General features: G+C 44.2%; 20 protein-coding genes and 3 tRNA genes. 20 read left to right on the top strand and 3 right to left on the bottom strand.

Annotated features, from left to right (window positions below; genetic code table 11):
* The first annotated feature begins 244 nt into the window (after positions 1-244).
* From D1155_RS00745 to D1155_RS00670, 16 genes are all read left to right on the top strand, one after another.
* Positions 245-319: transfer RNA gene (locus D1155_RS00745), tRNA-Asn, on the top strand.
* A gap of 26 nt (positions 320-345) precedes the next feature.
* Positions 346-434, top strand: a tRNA-Leu gene (locus D1155_RS00740).
* Between the two features lie 25 nt (positions 435-459).
* Positions 460-535, top strand: a tRNA-Met gene (locus tag D1155_RS00735).
* A 340-nt stretch (positions 536-875) separates the two neighbouring features.
* Positions 876-1481 (top strand): CAP domain-containing protein, encoded by a 606-nt coding sequence (locus tag D1155_RS00730; RefSeq protein WP_160200499.1) that lies wholly within the window; start codon positions 876-878, stop codon positions 1479-1481.
* Positions 1482-1587: 106 nt separating this feature from the next.
* Positions 1588-2088, top strand: coding sequence for a DUF4358 domain-containing protein (locus tag D1155_RS00725; protein ID WP_160200498.1), 501 nt, complete (start codon positions 1588-1590; stop codon positions 2086-2088).
* A gap of 15 nt (positions 2089-2103) precedes the next feature.
* Positions 2104-3099, top strand: coding sequence for a transglutaminase domain-containing protein (locus D1155_RS00720; protein ID WP_160200497.1), 996 nt, complete (start codon positions 2104-2106; stop codon positions 3097-3099).
* Positions 3086-4483, top strand: coding sequence for an MBOAT family protein (locus D1155_RS00715; RefSeq protein WP_160200496.1), 1398 nt, complete (start codon positions 3086-3088; stop codon positions 4481-4483). The genes D1155_RS00720 and D1155_RS00715 overlap by 14 nt, the downstream gene beginning before the upstream one ends.
* Positions 4484-4500: 17 nt before the next feature.
* Complete coding sequence (locus D1155_RS00710; RefSeq protein ID WP_160200495.1) at positions 4501-5649, top strand: DHHW family protein; 1149 nt, start codon at positions 4501-4503, stop codon at positions 5647-5649.
* 121 nt (positions 5650-5770) lie between these two features.
* On the top strand, positions 5771-8038 hold the full coding sequence (locus D1155_RS00705; RefSeq protein ID WP_160200494.1) for an aspartate kinase: 2268 nt from the start codon (positions 5771-5773) through the stop codon (positions 8036-8038).
* 3 nt (positions 8039-8041) lie between these two features.
* Complete coding sequence (locus tag D1155_RS00700) at positions 8042-9040, top strand: nucleoid-associated protein (RefSeq protein WP_160200493.1); 999 nt, start codon at positions 8042-8044, stop codon at positions 9038-9040.
* Positions 9041-9976 carry a DUF1848 domain-containing protein gene (locus D1155_RS00695; RefSeq protein WP_160200492.1) on the top strand — a complete coding sequence of 312 codons (936 nt, stop codon included), beginning with the start codon at positions 9041-9043 and terminating at the stop codon, positions 9974-9976.
* A 375-nt stretch (positions 9977-10351) separates the two neighbouring features.
* On the top strand, positions 10352-10789 hold the full coding sequence (locus tag D1155_RS00690; protein ID WP_160200491.1) for a 4Fe-4S dicluster domain-containing protein: 438 nt from the start codon (positions 10352-10354) through the stop codon (positions 10787-10789).
* Positions 10789-11730 carry an AEC family transporter gene (locus D1155_RS00685; protein WP_160200490.1) on the top strand — a complete coding sequence of 314 codons (942 nt, stop codon included), beginning with the start codon at positions 10789-10791 and terminating at the stop codon, positions 11728-11730. The genes D1155_RS00690 and D1155_RS00685 overlap by 1 nt, the downstream gene beginning before the upstream one ends.
* A gap of 32 nt (positions 11731-11762) precedes the next feature.
* A complete protein-coding gene (locus D1155_RS00680) occupies positions 11763-12581 on the top strand; it encodes an Mrp/NBP35 family ATP-binding protein (protein WP_160200489.1) in 819 nt (272 codons plus the stop codon).
* A gap of 12 nt (positions 12582-12593) precedes the next feature.
* The gene (locus tag D1155_RS00675; protein WP_160200488.1) at positions 12594-13574 is read left to right on the top strand and encodes a hypothetical protein; all 981 of its coding nucleotides are present in this window, start codon (positions 12594-12596) and stop codon (positions 13572-13574) included.
* 440 nt (positions 13575-14014) lie between these two features.
* Complete coding sequence (locus tag D1155_RS00670; protein WP_160200487.1) at positions 14015-14482, top strand: helix-turn-helix transcriptional regulator; 468 nt, start codon at positions 14015-14017, stop codon at positions 14480-14482.
* 65 nt (positions 14483-14547) lie between these two features.
* Here the strand turns inward: D1155_RS00670 and D1155_RS00665 are convergent, their stop codons facing one another.
* Genes D1155_RS00665 through D1155_RS00655 form a run of 3 tightly spaced genes read right to left on the bottom strand, consistent with a single transcriptional unit; the run spans position 14548 to position 15608 of the window.
* A complete protein-coding gene (locus D1155_RS00665; RefSeq protein WP_160200486.1) occupies positions 14548-14724 on the bottom strand; it encodes a CrcB family protein in 177 nt (58 codons plus the stop codon).
* Positions 14725-14739: 15 nt separating this feature from the next.
* A complete protein-coding gene (locus D1155_RS00660) occupies positions 14740-15222 on the bottom strand; it encodes a DUF6548 family protein (RefSeq protein ID WP_160200485.1) in 483 nt (160 codons plus the stop codon).
* Positions 15223-15242: 20 nt separating this feature from the next.
* Complete coding sequence (locus tag D1155_RS00655; protein ID WP_160200484.1) at positions 15243-15608, bottom strand: metal-dependent transcriptional regulator; 366 nt, start codon at positions 15606-15608, stop codon at positions 15243-15245.
* A 125-nt stretch (positions 15609-15733) separates the two neighbouring features.
* Here D1155_RS00655 and D1155_RS00650 point away from each other — a divergent pair, with 125 nt between their 5' ends.
* The 4 genes from D1155_RS00650 to feoB are packed head-to-tail and all read left to right on the top strand — an operon-like array spanning position 15734 to position 18713.
* The gene (locus D1155_RS00650; protein WP_160200483.1) at positions 15734-16030 is read left to right on the top strand and encodes a DUF2325 domain-containing protein; all 297 of its coding nucleotides are present in this window, start codon (positions 15734-15736) and stop codon (positions 16028-16030) included.
* 48 nt (positions 16031-16078) lie between these two features.
* Positions 16079-16291, top strand: a complete 213-nt coding sequence (locus D1155_RS00645; protein ID WP_160200482.1) for a FeoA family protein — start codon at positions 16079-16081, stop codon at positions 16289-16291.
* A 14-nt stretch (positions 16292-16305) separates the two neighbouring features.
* Complete coding sequence (locus D1155_RS00640) at positions 16306-16527, top strand: ferrous iron transport protein A (protein ID WP_160200481.1); 222 nt, start codon at positions 16306-16308, stop codon at positions 16525-16527.
* Between the two features lie 14 nt (positions 16528-16541).
* On the top strand, positions 16542-18713 hold the full coding sequence (gene feoB / locus D1155_RS00635; protein WP_160200480.1) for a ferrous iron transport protein B: 2172 nt from the start codon (positions 16542-16544) through the stop codon (positions 18711-18713).
* Positions 18714-18719 lie beyond the last annotated feature (6 nt).

Below are 18719 nucleotides of genomic sequence, written 5' to 3'. Positions count from 1 at the left end.
CGAAAAATCGAGAATTTGTCAATGCAGGAAATCTATAACCCCGAGGTCTTCTGATAATTTTTTTGGAAATCAGTAAAAAGCAGGAATAAAACCGGAATTTATTGTTATAATAGACTGTAGATGGTGAGCGGAAGCCTAAATTCGAATTGAATCTGAAAATATAAAAAAAGTAGAAAAAGATATTGACAATAACTGTGATACTGGTGTATAATAATATCTGCCGTCAGGAATGACGGAACATTGTTCCGAGATAGCTCAATGGTGGAGCAACCGGCTGTTAACCGGTAGGCTGTGGGTTCGAGCCCCACTCTCGGAGCCATTTTTTTGACAGATTTGTATTGATGTGCCGGAATGGCGGAATTGGCAGACGCACAGGACTTAAAATCCTGCGATCCTTACCGATCGTACCGGTTCGACCCCGGTTTCCGGCACCAATTTCTTATCTGTACAACTTAATATCGCGGGGTAGAGCAGCTGGTAGCTCGTCGGGCTCATAACCCGGAGGTCGCAGGTTCAAGTCCTGTCCCCGCAACCATAGAAAAAGAAAACACCTTTCTGATGAATGGTGTTTTTTTGTTGCTTGCGATGACAGGGCTTAAAGCTTAGAAGGCTTGCGATATGAAGGAGGAAGCTCCATACTGTTTTTTCCATTCTTTTCGAATAAAGGAAATATTCTTTCCAGCGCTTCCGAAACTGGAAAAAAGTTCAATTTCGAGAGAGAAAAAAGCGGCAGCAGACGTATCAAGATAATTTATTTTAAAACTTTTTTCCCTTACATTCCAACGACTATGGGGAAATGTCAGCTTTTTTCCCTTTCTTTTTGGGAAAAAGTCGGATACAATAACGGCAAAGAAAAGAGCAGGGGAGGAATAAGTGTGATAAAAAATAAGATGCAGATGAGATTCATAGTGTGGATGATTTTTGCAATGGTTTTGCTCGTGCAGCTGCACGCCACAGCAAATGCAGCATATGCAGAAGCCGCACCAGTGCTGGAAACAGCTGATATGACGGAAACATTGACATTGGAGGCTTATGCAAAACGTTATCAAAGAGAAGCTTTGAAGCTGCTTAATGCGTATCGCAAGGCTCACGGAGTAAAACCTCTTTCTCTCAATAAGAAGCTGCAGAAAGCAGCAGATTTGAGAGCGACGGAGGCGTTGCAATATCCACAACTAAGCCACAGGCGCTATAATAAAAAAGGAGAACTTCGAAGTTTTTCCAGCGTGTATACAGATTTGAAATTGCGTATCTCTTATCGGGGCACTGGAGAAAACTTAGCATGGAGAGCTTATCAGACTTCGCCGGAAGCCGCAGCAAAGGGAATGTTTCAGCAGTGGAAGAAATCATCGGCTCACCGCAAAAATATGCTGGAATCCAGGTATGACACTGTGGCTACTGCTATCGCTTATGACATGACTGGCAGCAGAGGATACGAGTATGGTGCAGCTTCGGTGCAGCTTTTTATCAGCAGCAGGAAGTAGCGAGGGTATTCTTAATAATTCTTAAATCTCAGAAATCCTATATATTTTTCCCTTAGAAAGTTGTAGAATGAATTTTACAGAGAAAACTTTGGGAAAGGGGAAAAACATGAAGAAAATAATAAAAACTATGACGTTAGTAACTTGTATTCTACTTACTGTAAGTGTGCTTTGCAGCTGTAGTGAGGACAAGGACGAAGGGCGATGTAATGAGGCGGTGAAAACTGTACTGGAACAGTTTGACACCACGCCGATGGATACAACCGTCAGCTTAGGGGAAGATGTATATGCTGATAATTTTGAAAGGCTGTACAATTTCTCCATAAAGAAGATTGACGGAGGAACTATTGCCTATGCAGCAGATGGTGGTAATGCAGATGAGATTTCCATCGTTAGAGCAGGCGAAAATGCAGACGTTAGCGAAATCAAAAAATACATGGAAGCAAGGCTCGCAAAACGGCTCCATGATTTTGAGAACTACAAGCCGGATGAGGTTTATAAGCTAGAAAATGCAAGGGTTACAGTGTTAAAGAATTACGTATTTCTGGTAATTTCAGATCAGCCGGAAGAGATGATTACAGTAATTCAGGGTGTATTAAATCAGGATTAATAGGAGATGCAGAAAATGACAAAGAAGACAAAAATTTTAACAGGGATTTTAATCGGAATGCAGGCGATTTTGCTTATTTCTGTTGCGGGTGTTTTTTTGCAAAACAATGCTCTGGCAGATATGCTAAAGGAATATGTTGCTTCAAAAGGTGAAATTCACGAGATTTACGATGATACGGCAGTGGTAGAAGCCTACAAGTCAGGAACGACAGAAGGACTCAATGAACAGGATAAATATGTGCTGGAGCAGGCAAAGAAAGTCATCGACGAGAATATAACAGATGGCATGAGCGACTACGAAAAGGAAAAGGCAATCTACGACTGGCAGATGGCATATACGGCATATAATGATAATTCTCTGGCTCCAATTGCAAGCGGCGGACAATACAGCCATCTTCCATACGGAGTTTTCAAGTATCATCAGGCAATTTGCGTGGGTCATGCGACTACCTTTAAACTACTGATGGATATGCTGGATATTGAGTGTCAGATTATTCATTCTACAGAGGAAGGCGAGCATGCATGGGATTTAGTTAAGCTGGACGACGAATGGTATCACTGCGATGTAACTTTTGATGGAGGCACCGGCGAAAAACCGGGATATACATATTTTAATGTGCCTGACAGTGTTAAAGATGATGGAAGTTATCCATGGAATCACGAGGAAATTCCGGCTGCTGACGGTACCAAGTACTGTTACCTTGCAGAAAATGCCGGTGATTTAAAGGATATCTACGATATACCGGAATACGTGAAAACACAGATGGACGAAGGCAGCCGTAGAATTGCTTTTACTTTAAAGAATGCTGAAAACTATAATGAAGATGTTGCAAGCTATATTACCAGTGCGTTTAATGACGGTATGACTGAATTGTGCCAGGGTACAACTATGCAGGTTGGGGATAAAACTATTTACACGATAGAAGCATATCAGGCAGATGACGGAATGGGTGGACAGCTTGATCCGGAAATTTTAGAGAAGCTGCAGGAGATCATCGATGGTCTTCAGTAGTACAGCTTTTCTGCTGGCATTTTTGCCAACTGTGATAATCTTGTATTATCTTGTGCCCAAGGGTATGCGAAACGGTGTACTGCTCTTAGGAAGCCTCTTATTCTACGGCTTTGGAGAGCCCAGATATTTACTGATTATGCTGGTGTCCATTCTATTTAACTACGGATGCGGGCTGGCAATACCGTGTTGTAAAAATTTCGGAAATAACGAGCATAGGCCAGCGAGGCTTATGCTCTGTTTCGCTGCTCTTGGAAATTTGATTATATTGGGGTATTTTAAATATGCAGGTTTCTTCTTTGGACGTCTGGGATTTCCGGAGGTGGTACTGCCTATCGGCATATCATTTTACACATTTCAGGCTATGTCCTATGTGATAGATGTGTACAGGGAAAAGGCAGCATCACAGAAGAATCTGCTTCGATTTGCACTTTATATTACTTTATTTCCGCAGCTCATTGCGGGACCTATCGTGCGTTATGTAACCATCCAGATGCAGCTTGCTGAAAGAGAGAGCAATCTGGAAAATTTTGCGGAGGGCGCACGACGTTTTGTCATGGGTCTTGGGAAAAAAGTCCTTCTTGCCAATCAGGCGGGGCATATATGGGACGAAATCTCGTCTATGAATATCGATCAGATGCCGGCAGCGACGGCGTGGCTGGGCGCAATTGCCTTTACCTTTCAGATTTATTTTGATTTTGGCGGTTACTCGGATATGGCAATCGGTCTTGGACGAATGTTCGGTTTTCATTTTGAAGAGAATTTCAATTATCCGTACACTGCAAAGAACATTACCGACTTTTGGAGAAGATGGCATATTTCGCTGAGCACATGGTTTAAAGAGTATGTGTACATTCCGCTGGGTGGAAATCGCAAAGGAATGAGCCGTCAGGTGGTAAATATTTTTATTGTTTGGGCGCTGACCGGATTTTGGCATGGCGCCAGCTGGAATTTTCTGTGGTGGGGTGTGTATTTCGGTATTCTGCTGATTTTAGAAAAAGTATTTTTGCTGCGGGTTTTGGAAAAGCTGCCGTGTTTTGTGCAGCATGCGTACGCGCTGTTTTTTATCGTGCTGGGCTGGGTTATTTTTGCTCTGACCGATGGTACAACGTTTTTCACCTATTTGAAGGCCATGGCTTTTTGCAGTGGTCTTTGGAACGGGCGAAGCGGGTACTTCCTTGCAACGTCTGGGGTGCTACTTGTCATCATGGCTTTTGCGTCTACGCAGTTTCCATCAAAATGTGCAAGAGCGCTGCTTGGAAAGCTTCAGAGAAAGCCAGCAGTTTATCTGACTGTAAAGAATGTCACATATTTGCTGATTTTAACAGCATCTATGGCGTTTTTAGTCAGCGATACATATAATCCGTTTCTGTATTTCAGGTTCTGATAGGAGGCGTGTGGAAGATGAGAAAGAAAGATGACATTATCATGACTGTGCTGTTTGCTGGATTTCTGCTGATTCTTCTCCTGGGAGGAATCTTCCTGAAGGATAAGGTTTTTTCTGACAACGAAAACCGGATGCTGCAGCAAGCGCCGAAATTTACCGCAGAACGTGTGCTCTCAGGAGCGTTTGAGGAGGATTTTCAGCGGTATATGGACGATCAGGTACCGCTTCGCAACCAGTGGATTTCTGCAAAGACTGCCTTACAGCGGCTGTTATTGAAAAAAGATATCGGCGGCGTTTATCTGGGTAAGGATGGCTGGTTTATAGAAAAACTCACCGAAGAACAGATGGATCACCAACAGTTTTTAAAGAATCTGCAGGGGATAAAATCCTTTTATGAGGAGTTGCCTTCTGACATGGAAAAATCCGTTATGTTGGTGCCGACTACTGGCGCGGTGATGGGAGATAAGCTGCCCAGTGGGGCTGCTTGCTTTGATGAGGCGGCTTACGCAAAAGAAGCAGCGCAGCAGCTGACAAACTGCGGTTATGTGGATCTTTACGAGACCTTTAGCTTCATTGCAGGCCGCGGAAATACCCAGCTTTACTATAGGAAAGATCACCACTGGACCACAGACGGGGCGGCTATTGCCTTTGGTGTGTGGAAGCCGTGGCTGGATTTTTTGGGAACGAAAGAAAACGTGCTGACCGAGGATTTTCAGGGCACGCTGTATTCTAAGGTCCTTTGGGACGATGGTCATCGGGATACTATCAGTACGTTTACAGCGCCGGAGCAGGATGGATACAAAGTGACTGCAGACGGCAAGGCGCTGCCGGGAGGCATGTACCAAAGGCAGTTCCTTGAGAAAAAGGACAAGTACGCTGTGTTTTTCGGCGGAAATTACGGCAGACTTGCCATTGAAACAGGAAAGAAGGAAACCGGGCAGAATCTGCTGATTATCAAGGACTCCTTTGCTAACTGTTTTGCACCTTTGGCGGCATACCATTACGACAACGTATATATGGTAGATTTGCGCTATTTCAGTGGCAATCTGGCAGAATACGCAGCGGAACAGGGCATTACCGAGGTGCTGACGCTCTACAGTATGGAAAATATGATAAACGACAGGAACTTGTCAGCGCTTTCAGCAGGGGGAATGATTCTTTCGTAAAAAGAAAACTTCCTCTTGAAAGTCGGGCGGATTTGTCGCATAATAGAAATGATAGGACTGTTTGTCCCAAGGATAGAAGGAGACGGACAGTCCATTTTTTTAGTAGAGGAGGCGTTTGTTTATGCCAATTAAAGTACCAAATGATTTACCGGCTATTGAGACACTGACTGCGGAGAACATTTTCGTCATGACCGATACCCGCGCCATGACACAGGACATCAGACCGCTGCAGATTTTGATTCTCAACCTGATGCCGACCAAAATAGATACGGAAACGCAGCTGACAAGACTCCTTGGAAATACACCGTTGCAGGTGGAACTGGAACTTTTGCAGACCAGTACTCACAAGGCGTCCAATGCGTCGCAGGAGCATATGATTGCTTTTTACAAGACTTTTGATCAGATAAAACATAAAAATTATGACGGAATGATTATCACAGGCGCACCGGTGGAACTGCTGCCCTTTGAGGAAGTGGACTACTGGGATGAACTTTGTGAAATCATGGAGTGGTCCAAGCGTCACGTTCACAGCACCTTCCACATTTGCTGGGGAGCGCAGGCAGGACTTTACTACCACTATGGCATTGAAAAGAGAAAGCTGCCTAAGAAGCTTTCCGGCGTGTATAAGCATACCCTGGATTACAAAAAAGGCATGCTGTTCCGAGGTTTCGACGATGAGTTTTTTGTGCCTCATTCCAGAAACACTACGGTGGACAGGGAAGATGTGGAGAGGATTTCGGAACTGGAAATCATTTCCACTTCCGACGAAGCGGGAATCTATGCTATCAAATCCAGAAATGATAAGCAGATTTTTATCATGGGGCATTCAGAATATGACGGCGATACTCTGCTGAAGGAATATTTGCGTGACAAGAATGCAGGTCTTAATCCTGATGTGCCGTGCAACTATTTTCCTGAAGATGACGACACCAAAGAACCTATCGTAAAGTGGCGCTCATCGGCCAATCTGCTTTACTGCAACTGGCTGAACTATTTTGTATACCAGACAACCCAGTATGATGTGAATCAGATTAACGATGCGACCTTGTCCGATGCATTTACGCAGAAGGCTGACTGCAAAGTTGCCAAGTTTGGAGGCACCTCGCTTGCTGACAGCGGGCAGTTCAAAAAGTGCGCCGCTATTATTGAAGAGGATACGGCAAGAAAGTATATTGTTGTGTCTGCACCGGGAAAGCGGTCTGCAGATGACGTAAAAGTGACTGATTTGCTCATCGCCTGCATCGAAAAGAAAGGCGAGCAGGCAGAAGAAATTCTTGACAAAATCCAGTCCAGATACAAGGTTTTGGTCAGAGGACTTGGTGTGAAACTCGATATTGATCAGGAGTTTAACCAGATTAGAAATGCGTTGTCAGATAATACCAAATCTGACTATATCATCAGCCGAGGTGAATATCTTAACGCTAAGATTATGGCAGCATATATCGGGGCGGACTTTATCGATGCAAAAGACCATATTTTCTTAAAGGAAGATGGGACTTTCGATGAAGAAAAAACCAAAAAGGTTCTTGGTAAAGCGCTGGCAGAAACTAATCGTGCAGTAATTCCGGGTTTTTACGGGACGCTTCCGAGCGGAGAGGCTAAGACCTTTGCAAGAGGCGGTTCTGATATTACAGGTGCTATCGTGGCTGCGGTAGCAGGTGCAGACCTCTATGAAAACTGGACTGATGTATCGGGACTTCTTATGGCAGATCCTAGGATTGTAGATAACCCACGCAGCGTGCCGGTGATTACTTATAAAGAACTGAGGGAGCTTTCCTATATGGGCGCCGCCGTTCTTCATGAGGATACGGTTTTCCCTGTAGTAAAGCTGGAAATTCCAATCAACATTAGAAATACCAATAAGCCGCAGGAGCACGGCACGCTGATTGTAAAGAATGCGGACTATTACCAGAGCAGTCTGGAAATCTCCGGCATTTCCGGAAAGACAGGCTATACTGCAATCCTAATCGAAAAGGGAAAGATGAGCGAGCAGCCGCAGCTTCGTGCAGAGATTTTGGAAATCTTTGATGAGAGAAAAATCGCTGTCAAGAATATCCTGTCCAGTATCGACTCTCTCAATATCATCGTCCATGAGTTTGACGTGAGAGATTGCATTTCTGTGCTTACCGAAGAAATCTGGGACAAAGTGCCCCAGGGAACAGTGACGGTTACCAGCGATGTGGCTTTAATTGCCATCGTCGGACGGGAGCTTGGCACTTCGCCAGCTGTTGCCGTAAAGGTGCTTGGTGCTCTGGCAAACCGCAAAATTAATGTGAAGCTTATAGACCACGGCGCACAGAAAATCAACATGATGGTCGGTGTGAACAGCGCAGACTATATGGCTGCAATTCAGGCGATTTATACAGAATTTGCGAGGGTGGAACAGTAAACAATGATTATTAAAAAAGCAATTTTACATATTATGGACTTTAACTCGGATATTTGTATCTTTTCTCAGAAAGAGCTGGAAATTGGCGATTATGGAACGGGTGAGTTTATAGAAAAACATTTGCTGCGCATTATGGAAGATTCGGCAAAGAAAAAAGGTGAGTTTTTAGAGTATAGTATTTTAAAACAGACCTTGGACCGGTATCTTTCTGGAAATATCGATTTTGCGGAGTTTTCTACGGCGGCGGGCAATCTGCTTCATGACCAGATTTCTCAGGCTGATGAGCCGGAATCCATGGATTTTCTGGTATGCCAGTTTACTGAAGAAAGCAGGGAATATATCGGACTTCTGCTGCTTCCCAACAAGACTGCTTACACGCACCAGGTAGAAAACGGTCAGGAAGGTGTTGCCAACAAAATTATCCGTTATTTCACTATGCTGCCAGGTACCAACCAGAAGATTTCCTGTTATGCGATTATCGACACAGAGGATTTGTCGGTGGTGGTTTGTGATAAAAAACGTGCTATTAACGGAGATGAAGTTATGGTGCTGCCTGATAAGGTTTTGCAGTGTACTTATGGTCAGTCGGCAAGAGAAACTGTGCGCATGATTAAAAAAATCACCAGTGAAGTGGCAGAGGAATACGGCAGCAATTCGGCTGTGGCTGTGAGCCGAGCGAAAAGCTGCATCATTGAGCGTGCGGAGCAGAACGTACCTTTTACGCCATCGGATCTTTGTGAAGAGGTATTTCACGACAACGAGGTGATGAAAAAGACTTTCAGGCAGAAAGCAATGGAGGCGGATATGCCGCCGAAAATTTCTGTAGAAAACCCGAAAGTTGTCAAGAGTATTCGCAGCCACAAGATAAAGACCGACACGGGCATTGAAATCAAAATTCCGACGGAATATCTGGAAAACAGTAGATATGTAGAGTTTACCAATAATCCGGACGGAACCATTTCTATTGCTCTGAAAAATATCGGAAAGATTGTGAACAGATAAATGATTTTAAATACAGGAAACAGAACAGACATACCGGCCTTCTACAGCAAGTGGTTTTACCGCCGCCTCAAAGAAGGCTTTGTCTTTGCAAGAAACCCATATCAGTCCCAGCAGGTGACCCGTTATCTCCTGGATCCGACCGTCATCGACTGCATTACTTTCTGCACAAAGAATCCTGCGCCTATGCTGGAAAATTTGGAGCAGCTAGCACCTTTTCGCCAATTTTGGTCGGTGACGATTACGCCTTATGGAACGGATATTGAACCATATGTACCGCCTGCTGATGTTGTAATGGAAAGCTTTTGCGCTCTTTCTGAAAAGGTAGGAAAAAGCTGTGTCAGCTGGCGGTACGATCCGATTTTTATTACGGAAAAGTATTCAGTAGATTTTCATTTGGAAGCCTTTGAGAATATGGCAAAAAAGCTTTCCGGTTACACAGAGCATTGTGTCATCAGCTTTCTAGATCTTTATGATAAGACCAAGCGAAACTTTCCGGAAGGGAAGAGCGTGTCACGAGAAGACCGGCTGCGCCTTGGTGAAGCCTTTGTAAGGATTGCGGAAAAAGCGGGTATGAAACTGCACCCCTGCGGTGAGGGTGATGAGCTTGCGCAGTTTGGTGCAGACTGCAGCGGTTGTCAGAGCCAGAAAGTGCTCGAAAAGGCCATAGGACTGCCCTTATCGGTTCCAAAATCTGCCATGACAAGAGATGGTTGCAGCTGTATTTTGGGCAGCGATATCGGTGCGTACAATACCTGCGGACACGGCTGTCTTTATTGCTATGCTAACTACGACAGGGAGACTGTGGAGTACAATATGAAACAGCACGATCCTTTTTCACCTTTTTTAATCGGGGATTTTATGGATGGGGATATTATAAAATCCTGCGAGCAGGAAAGCTGGATTCGCTGGCAGATGTCTTTGGATGAACTGCTGTAATTTTATTTCAGGAAGTTACCTCTTTGGTCAGCTGGCAAAGGGATCCCTACCCCATCTACCGCTCTAGTGCATAGATTTGGGGAAAATCGTAAAAATATGCACATAGCTGTGCGTAAATTTAAAAGAATCATTAAAAATATGCACATATGGGGCACCTTTCAGCGCGTAACTAGCCAGTATTGAGTGGATTTGTGCATATTTTTTGTGATTTACTCGAAAATCTGCATGGATTTCTGAGAAAATGTGCATATTTTGATGGAAAATTTGGATTATATGCACGTGAAGTCTTTGCTATGAAGAAGTGAACGGGCGGGCTTTTCTTTGCGTCTTATTTATGATAGAATAATAATATAGAAGAGAAAAGGAGCTTGAGCAATGCAAATTACAGATAGAGTAAAAAATTGTAACGGATGTGAGGCCTGCACCGTCGGCTGCAAGTATGCCTGCATCAAAATGGAAAGAGACGAAAACGGCAATAAGAAACCGGTCATCAACGAGGACGGCTGTTCCAAGTGCAACAACTGTGTTCTTTACTGTCCGGTCTTCAACCCGGTGGATTTGCCGGAGTTTGAGAATTTTTACGAGTATAAAGATGAGTATTATGAAAGGGATATGGCAAAGGTTTATAGAGAAACCATGCGCCAGCTAAAGGCGGGCACTACTACGGAGTTTGTAGGAACTCTGTGTCAGATTGCTGCTCTGAAATCCCTGATGGGAGATAAGCTGAGCCACGACCTTCGGATTTTTCCGCTTCACTGTGACCCGGAAAATCCGAGAAGACCGGAGTGCGCGGCATGTCCTTTTTATAAGTAATGCTTAGTAATTTTATCATAGCCTTGGAAGCGGTGCTTCCCATGTTCATTCTCATGGCAATTGGCGTAGCGGTCAAAGAAACAAAGCTGATGGAGCCTCCTGAAATCAAGAAGATGAACCATATGGTCTTTGTGGTATTTTTTCCAGCCATGATGTTTCACAGCCTTTACGGAAAAGACCTTGGGGAAGCCTTTAACGGAAAGCTGCTTGCCTTTGGTGTCATTGCAGTGCTGGTAATCTATGCAGTAGCTATGGCGGTGACTTTTGCCGTAGAGAAGAATCCAAAGAGCAGGGGTGCTATGATTCAGGGACTCTACCGGAGCAATTTTGTCATCATGGGGCTTCCCATTGCGGTGAATCTTCTTGGCAGAGAAAACTTAGGTGTAACTGCTATGATGGTAGCGGTGATAGTACCTATGTACAATGTGATGGCGGTGATTACCCTGGAACTGTTTCGGGGAGGAAACCCCAGCCCCAGCGAGATTGTCAGAAAAGTGTTGACCAATCCATTGATTTTGGGTGCAATGGCGGGACTTGCAACAGTGATTTTTAAGATTCGACTTCCAGAGATGCTGGAAGATGTCATCAGCGATATGGCGGCTGTGACAACACCTCTTGCACTTGTCATTTTGGGCTCTTCCATTGATTTTAAGGAGATGGGAAACAGGGGCAAGAATCTCTTTATCTGCGTCATCGGAAGGCTGGTGGTGATTCCGGCAGTTGGGCTTTGCGCAGCGGCGCTTTGCGGATTTCGCGGTATTGAGTTTGTGACGCTGCTCGCTATGTTCGCATCCCCTGCGGCGGTATCCTCTTTTACGATGGCGCAGTCCATGGACAGCGACGGACAGTTGGCGGGAGAAATTGTAATTTTTACCACGGCATTTGCAAGTTTTACCATGTTTTTATGGATATTCCTGTTTAAAAACTTGGGAATGTTTTAAAATATGAATGAGAGATAAAGGAGAAAAAAGCGATGAGTGATTGTAATCATGATTGTGGATCCTGCAGTGCAACCTGCGGAGAAAGACAAGAAGATCCGGGCATCAAGAAAGCCCCGATGAACGATTTGTCTGATGTGAGAAAAGTAATCGGTGTTGTCAGCGGTAAGGGCGGCGTAGGTAAATCCTCCGTAACTTCCATGCTGGCAGTCGCTGCAAAGAGACAGGGCAAGAACGTTGCCATTTTAGATGCGGACATTACTGGCCCGTCCATTCCAAAGGCTTTCGGTCTTACTGAAAAAGCGCAAGGTAACGACCAGATGATTCTGCCGTCGGTAACTGGCAGCGGCATTAAGGCGATGTCTATCAACCTGCTTCTCGAAAATGAAACCGATCCGGTTGTTTGGAGAGGTCCGATTCTGGGCGGCGTGATCGAGCAGTTCTGGAGCGATGTATGCTGGGGTGATGTAGATGTGATGTTTGTCGACATGCCGCCGGGAACCGGTGATGTGGCGTTGACTGTATATCAGAGCCTGCCTGTAGACGGCATTATTATCGTAACTTCTCCGCAGGAACTGGTAGGCATGATTGTGGAAAAAGCTGTGAAGATGGCGGAACTGATGGATATTCCTGTTCTTGGAATCGTAGAAAACATGTCCTATTTCAAATGTCCAAGCTGCAATGAAAAGCACATGATTTTCGGTGAAAGCCACATTGAAGAAGTAGCTGCAAAGCACGGTATTCCAAACGTTGCCAAGCTGCCGATGGATATGGAGGTTGCAAAGGCATGCGACAGCGGCCGCATTGAAGATTATGTGAGCGAGGAAATGGAGCGGCTGGCAGCACAGCTGTAAAAGGTGAACAAAATGAAGAAAAGTCTTATAAAAAAGTTGTTGCTATATCTGGTGATTCTGGCTGGTGTTTTCGTTTTTTGTGCCTGTGGAGATGCAGAAGTGACTCTTCAGATGGGAGAGACTTCCGTCATTTCTGAAAAGGCTGAGATTACGCCCAAGAATGTGCTGGTAACGCCGCAGGTTTATGCGCCTCTTACTCAGAACTTCAGTATGGGCTGGGAAGCTGGTAAAGATGAGAGCTTTGTTGTGGTAGAAGCTACTGTAAAAAATCTGGCAGCAGAGGATATGACTCTTGCAGATATCTGCGCTTTCAGGCTGGAAAGAGACGAAGAAACCTTTACAGAACAGATGACGGCAGCCGTTGATGAAGGAGGCAAGACGCTGACATCCTACCCGACTATCAAAGCTGGGGAAGAAAGCACGGTGTATTTTGTCACAAAGCTGGAAGAATCAGAGGCTAGTGCAGGCAACATGATAGCAGCATTTGCTTTCGATACCGATAAAGATAAAGCTTCATATAACTACAGACTTCCAATTGATACATCAGAGCCAGTAGCAGTATATCAGAAACTGGAATTGAAAGAGAAGGTTATTGTTGATGGGCTTTGTGAGTTGACCCCAGGTAAGCTGCGCTTTACCACAAAGATTGAGCCGGAAAACCCTGGCTATTTCTACAACTATTTTAAAGCCAGCAACAAGGACGAGAAACTTCTTGTTCTTTATGTGAAGGTGAAGAATCTTTCCAGCGAGAAGAAAGACGCTGACAGTTTTTATGGTGTTCGTATCGTGACGGAGGATGGGGAGAACTATATCGGCAACGTGGTGGCTGACGATGAAAACAAAGCCAACATCACCTCTTACGAGGATATCGGGAAGGGAAAAAACCGCGGGACTTACGGCGTGGCAAGCATTCCAAAAGCTGCAGGAGACGGCAAGTGCAGTCTTTACCTGTATGCAGGCGGAAACTATTATTTGTATGAATATGAGAAATAGATGAGAAAGCCCTCGGCAGTATGTCCGGGGGTTTGCTGCTGCTTGCAAGTATGTGAAGAAAGCGCGGAAGATAATACGCAAGTAGGAAGAGGCACTTTAACCTAAATCGCTATTTTTCTAAAAAAGTGTATAAGAAGGTGGGCAATTTTTAACCGAAAAACAGAAAGCATTGAAAAAGTGTATAAGTGAGGGTAAGGTGTATTGCGGTACATCGTGAATTTTCCTTAAATCCTTATAGATTATGCAAGAATATCGAGATGTTGAGAAGTATCTTGCAGAAAATGCAAGCCATGCAGTGATGGAAGGCGAAAGTTTTATACATTTTTCAGGTAAAAATAGAAAATGGGTTAAACGAGGTACTAAAAAACAGCAAATCAACCGACGGTTCCTGTTCAAAAAAACGTATTTCCCTATAATAAAAGGGTAAGGAGGAAGGAATTTTGAATCAAGTAAAAATCGGCAGATTCATAGCAGACTGCCGCAAGGAGAAACACATTACCCAGGCACAGCTTGCGGAGAAATTGAACATTACCAACAGAGCAGTGTCAAAGTGGGAAACCGGAAAGAGTATGCCGGACGTATCCATCATGGTTGAACTATGCGGCATTTTGGGTATTACGGTCAATGAGCTTTTGAGCGGAGAAAGGATTTCCATGGAGCATTATCAGAAAAAAGCAGAAAAAAATTTAATTGAACTGCAGGAGAAAAAAGAAAAAGCAAGAAAGGCCCTAAACAGGGTGGAATTGATTTGGACTATCGCTGCCGTATTGCTGGCACCTGTTCATTTTATGATTAATTATTATTATCCGCAAAATAATGGAACAGGCATCGGCCTATTAATCTTACTGATTGGTCTGTTCCTGTTCACGGGATATTTTCTGCGATATTATGAATTGCGGCTGAAGTAGTCTGGGAGCGCTAGACTTATGCATTGTCGGTCGGCTAAGTGCAGCAAGCTGACCGGCATAAACGCCTAAAATACAGCAAAAAACGCTGAGCACAGCGAAAATGATTCCGATGGAAATTTTCCTTCTTCAAACAGGGTTAGCGTTTCCAGTGAAAAAGTGGAAAAGGTTGTAAAACCGCCGCATACGCTGACTTTCAGAAAGAGCATGAGGGTCGGCGATACGTCTTTTTTGACTGAAGTCATACCGAACAGAAATCCTTACATGGTTTTCATAAAATAAATGAAAACAAAAATTACAATGAAAGCAAAAGCTAAACAGCCGTAATGGGACTCTTGATTTCTGTAAGATGACTGCGATGAATAAGATGGCTTTTTTTGAAGAGGCTCTTGCTTTGGCTTCATGCATCTCTTGCTCTGCTGCTGTTTATAAAGCAATGCCAGCGGATCAGTTTGATTTAAAATCCGCAGGTAAAATGAACGAACCCAGTCTATGTCTTCCTGATCACATAGGTCTTCAGAAAATGCGTCCTCTTCGTGGGCCAGATAGTTACGTATGTAGCGAAGGTGTTTCAGCTGCTTCAAATCAGAGTACCAGTTGGGAATGCCCTGACATTCCCGCGCGTAGGTTTTTTGCATTTCATCAATATAAAGCGTCACACCGTGGTTTTCACCATAGAGGTCGCCGCACAGCTTGTCCAGTCGTTTGAATTCTTCAAAGAATGTATAATTTGAATTTCTCATAACAAATCCTAACAGAAACGTTACAGCTTTTCGATATGTTTTTTAATCGCTTCAAAGCTGGTGTCGCTGATGCAGTGTTCCATGCGGCAGGCGTCTTCGTAAGCAAGGGATTCCTCTACACCCAGAAGTATCAGTGCTTTTGCCAGCACATTGTGCTTCTCATAGGTCTTTTCAGCGATAAATAGTCCCTGTTTTGTCAACTCAATCTGTCCATCACTGTCCATTGTCACAAAACCGTTTTCGCGAAACTTTTTCATGGCGACACTGACGGTAGGCTTAGAAAAACCCATTTCATTGACGATATCGATGGAACGGACCGAACCGTTTCTCTTCTTTAAAATATATATGGTTTCAAAATAATCTTCTGCAGATTGTTGGATTTTCATAACATGTCCTCATTTCATTTTTTCCTATTCTATCATAAAAAAAAAGTATTGACAAGAAGGTTAGGGTGTGCTAACCTATAAAAGCAATGAGTTAGAATAAACTAACTGGAGAGGAGGATAGGTCGATGAGTGTGGTAATTATTGGAGGACACGAGCGAATGGAGCGCAGGTATCAGAAAATATGTGAGGAATACGGGTGTACTGCCAAAGTTTACACCAAGGAAAAGGGCGCCATGAAGAAAAAAATCGGCTCACCGGATTTATTGATTTGTTTTACTACTACAGTATCGCATAAAATGGTACATGCGGCGTCTCAAGAGGCAAAGCGAGGCGGCTTTCCGATTGCACATTGTCACAGCAGCAGCGGCTACGCTTTGGCAGAAGTGCTGAAGCAGCAGATACCTGCGTCTTTGAATCCGTGAGTTAGGTAGTGCTAACTATTGCAGCAAGAACACATGTAAGGAGGAATTATGATGCCTTTATCCATGGCAAAACCGGGTGAAACCGTAACAATAAAGAAAATCGGCGGTAAGCCTGAAGTCCGTCAGCATATGGCAGAACTCGGGTTTGTGGTAGATGAGACGGTAACCGTTGTCAGCGAAGTCGGTGGAAATATGATTCTGCAGGTAAAAGATAGCAGAATTGCTTTGGGCAAAGATATGGCCGGAAAAATTATGTTTTAAATTGGGAGGTAATGATGCGTACTTTAAAGGAAGTAAACGTAGGAGAAACTGTTTCAGTGGAGAAAATTAACGGAGCAGGCGCAGTAAAAAGAAGAATTATGGACATGGGGTTGACAAAAGGAACGACTGTTTATATCAGAAAAGTTGCTCCGCTGGGTGACCCTATTGAATTGACTGTCAGAGGATATGAACTCAGTATCAGAAAAGCGGATGCTGAAATGATAGATGTTAAATAAGGGAGGAAGAAAGAATGCAGTACAAAATAGCCCTTGCCGGAAACCCAAACAGCGGTAAGACGACTTTATTTAACGCCTTGACAGGAAGCGCCCAGTATGTGGGCAACTGGCCTGGCGTAACCGTAGAAAAGAAAGACGGAAAACTGAAAGGACATAACGATGTTATTATTCAGGACTTGCCGGGCATTTATTCCCTGTCCCCATACACCTTAGAAGAAGTTGTATCCAGAAGATATCTTGTCACTGAAAAACCGGACGCAATTTTAAATATTATCGATGGCACCAACATCGAAAGAAATCTGTACTTAACCACACAGCTCATCGAGCTGGGGATTCCTGTGCTGGTGTGCGTCAACATGATGGATCTTGTCAGAAAGAACGGAGATAAGGTTGACCTTGACAAGCTTAGCAAAGAACTGGGCTGCCAGGTTCTTCCAATCAGCGCCTTGAAAGGGGAAGGCTGCATCGAGGCAGCAGAAAAAGCGCTGAAAATCGCAGAGAAACATAAGACAGTAGATATGCCTCACGTATTTACTGGAAGCGTGGAACATGCCATTGCGCATATTGAAGAATCCATCTCACTGATGGTCGATCAAAATTTCCTGCGCTGGTATGCAATTAAAATCTTTGAGAGAGATGAAGATGTTTTAGATACGCTGAAAATAGATGCCGATTTATTAGAACATTTGGAAGAACATATCAAAGACTGCGAAACGGAACTGGACGATGAAGCGGAAAGCATCATCACCAATCAGAGATACGCCTATATCAGTAAAATCGTCAGCAGTGCAGTCGTAAAAAAAGAAAGACGCGAAAATCTGACTATTTCTGATAAAATTGACAGGATTGTTACCAATCGAATTCTAGCACTTCCAATTTTTATCGTGGTTATGTGGCTGGTATACTATATCGCCATGTCTACAGTCGGTGCTATGGCAACGGATTGGACCAACGATGTACTCTTTGGAGATATTGTACCACCTGCAGTTTCCGGATTCTTAGAAGGAATCGGCTGTGCAGACTGGCTGGTCGGCTTAATTGTAGATGGCGTCGTTGCCGGTGTAGGCGCAGTGCTCGGATTTGTACCGCAAATGTTAGTGCTGTTCATTCTGCTGGCATTCCTGGAAAGCTGCGGCTACATGGCAAGAATTGCCTTCATTATGGATCGAATTTTCCGCAGGTTCGGACTTTCTGGAAAATCTTTTATTCCGATGCTGGTCGGTGTTGGCTGTGGTGTGCCGGGCGTTATGGCTTCAAGAACCATCGAAAGCGACCGGGACAGAAAAATGACTGTTATGACGACAACCTTTATTCCGTGCGGCGCAAAGATGCCGATTGTAGCGCTCATTGCAGGCGCGCTCTTTGATGGAGATGCATGGGTGGCAACAAGTGCGTACTTTGTAGGTGTTGCCGCTATCGTAATTTCAGGAATCATCCTGAAGAAGACAAAGATGTTTGCGGGAGAACCTGCACCGTTTGTGATGGAACTTCCGGCATATCATATGCCGACCATCGGTACACTTCTTAGAAGAATGTGGGAAAGAGGCTGGTCTTTTATTAAAAGAGCTGGTACAATTATCTTATTATCCACAATCGTAATCTGGTTCCTGTCCAACTTCAGTGTACAGGGCGGATTCCATATGATTTCCGACGTATTGGAACAGGATACGACACTGCTTGCAAATCTGGGGACACTTCTTGCATGGATTTTCGTTCCACTGGGATTCGGAAGCTGGAAAGCGACCGTTGCGGCTATTACCGGTCTTGTAGCGAAGGAAAACGTAGTTGGTACATTCGGCGTACTTTATGGATTTGCAGAAGTTGCTGAAGATGGTGCAGAATACTGGAGTGCATTGTCCGCAGACTTTACCGCAGCAGCAGCTTACGCATTCTTAGTATTCAATCTGCTCTGCGCTCCATGCTTTGCGGCAATGGGTGCAATTAAGAGAGAAATGAACAACACCAAGTGGTTCTGGTTTGCAATCGGTTATCAGACAATCCTTGCTTATCTGGTATCTATGTGTGTATATCAGTTCTGGACAGCTTTCGCCGGCGGCGGATTCGGAATCGGAACAGTCGCAGCAATTGTAGCGGCAGCGTTCATCATTTATATGTTGGTTCGTCCGGCTTCTCAGAGCACTGAAAGTATTAAAAAAGTTGCGTATAAGAATAATAAAGCGGCATAAAAAATA

Origin of the sequence: Anaerotruncus sp. 80 (genome assembly GCF_009936115.1) — a bacterium.
Taxonomy (GTDB): domain Bacteria; phylum Bacillota; class Clostridia; order Peptostreptococcales; family Anaerovoracaceae; genus Senimuribacter; species Senimuribacter intestinalis.
Note: the sequence above shows the minus strand (reverse complement) of the source record. Positions and strands in the feature narration are given on the sequence as shown.